This is a genomic window from Nocardiopsis sp. TNDT3 (assembly GCF_003427465.1).
Lineage (GTDB): Bacteria > Actinomycetota > Actinomycetes > Streptosporangiales > Streptosporangiaceae > Nocardiopsis > Nocardiopsis dassonvillei.
Genome location: NZ_QPFC01001255.1, coordinates 1 through 1304, shown reverse-complemented (window position 1 = coordinate 1304; position 1304 = coordinate 1). Strand labels below are relative to the sequence as shown.

Genomic DNA, 1304 nt, shown 5'->3' with positions numbered 1-1304 from the left:
CGCCGCCGACACCGACCTGGTGCTGCTGCACGACGCGGCGCGCCCGCTCGTGAGCCCGGCGGTCATCAGCGCGTGCGTGGCGGCGCTGGCGGAGACGGGCGCGGTCGGGGTGGCGGTGCCCAGCGCCGACACCGTGGTGCGGGTGGCGCCCGGCGGTTCCGGCGGCGAGGTGATCATGGAGGTCCCCCCGCGCGCGCGGCTGCGCAGGATGCAGACCCCGCAGGGCTTCCGGCTCGGTGTGGCCCGCCGCGCCTACGAGCTGGCCTCGGCCGACCCGGACCTGGTGGCCACCGACGACTGCGGCGTGGTGCTGCGGTACCTGCCGGAGGAGGAGGTGCGGATCGTGCCCGGAGAGGAGACGAACATCAAGGTGACGAACCCGGGCGACGTGGAGATCGCCGAGACGCTGCTGCGCCGCGGGCGCGAGCGCGCCGCCCTGTCGGGGGCGGACGCGTGAGCCGGGTCTTCGAGGCGACCGAAGTGGTCGGACACCGCGGCGCGGGGCGCGGCGTGGTGGACGGCGCCCGGGAGAACACGCCGGAGTCCTACGCCGCGGCGGCGCGGGCGGGGGCTCACTGGATCGAGATCGACGTGCGCCGCACCGCCGACGACGCGCTGGTGCTCTACCACAACGCCGCCCTGGACGACGGCCGCGCGATCGTGGAGCTGACCGCGCGCGAGTGCGCCGGGGCCGGGCTGGTCGGCCTGGAGGAGGGCCTGGCCGCGATCCCGGCCGGGGTGGGCCTGGACGTGGACGTCAAGTCGGTGATGGAGGACGCGGTCGACGCCCCCTCGCGCCGGACGGTCTCGCTGCTCCTGCCGTACCTGCGCAGGGAGGCCGGACGCCGCCGGGTGTTCGTCTGCTCCTTCGACCCGGGCGTCCTGCTCGCCGTCCGCGAGGAGGTTCCGGCGGCGCCCACGGCGTGGATGCCGTTCGTGCGCAACCCGCTGGACCAGGCCGTGGCGGGCGCCGCCGGGATGGGGTGCCCGGTGGTGGCGATCGACGCGCGCTCGTTCGGGCTGTCCGGCGACGCGCCCCGGCCGGACCGCCGGTCGGTGGAGTACACCGTGGACCTGGCGCACCGGGCGGGGATCGAGGTCGTCTCCTGGTGTCCGGACCCGGTGGACGCGGCGCGGTTCGCCGAGGCGGGGATGGACGCGGTCGTGGTGGACGACGTCCCCGGGACGGTGTCCGCGCTCAAGGGCGGCACCGCCGGGGAGTACTGAACCGGGTCCCCGCCCCACCGCGCCGATCCCACCGACCGGGTTCCGCGGCCCGGTCCCGGGACCACGGGTCCCGGGAC

The 1304-nt window shown here is 76.8% G+C and carries 2 protein-coding genes; both read left to right on the top strand.

What is annotated here, in order from left to right:
* Nucleotides 1-457, top strand: a 457-nt coding sequence (locus DQW06_RS26560; RefSeq protein ID WP_198662554.1) for a 2-C-methyl-D-erythritol 4-phosphate cytidylyltransferase, incomplete at its 5' end; no start/stop codon positions are given.
* Nucleotides 454-1227, top strand: a complete 774-nt coding sequence (locus DQW06_RS26555) for a glycerophosphodiester phosphodiesterase (RefSeq protein WP_013154877.1) — start codon at nt 454-456, stop codon at nt 1225-1227. The genes DQW06_RS26560 and DQW06_RS26555, both read left to right, overlap by 4 nt.
* Nucleotides 1228-1304: the final 77 nt, after the last annotated feature.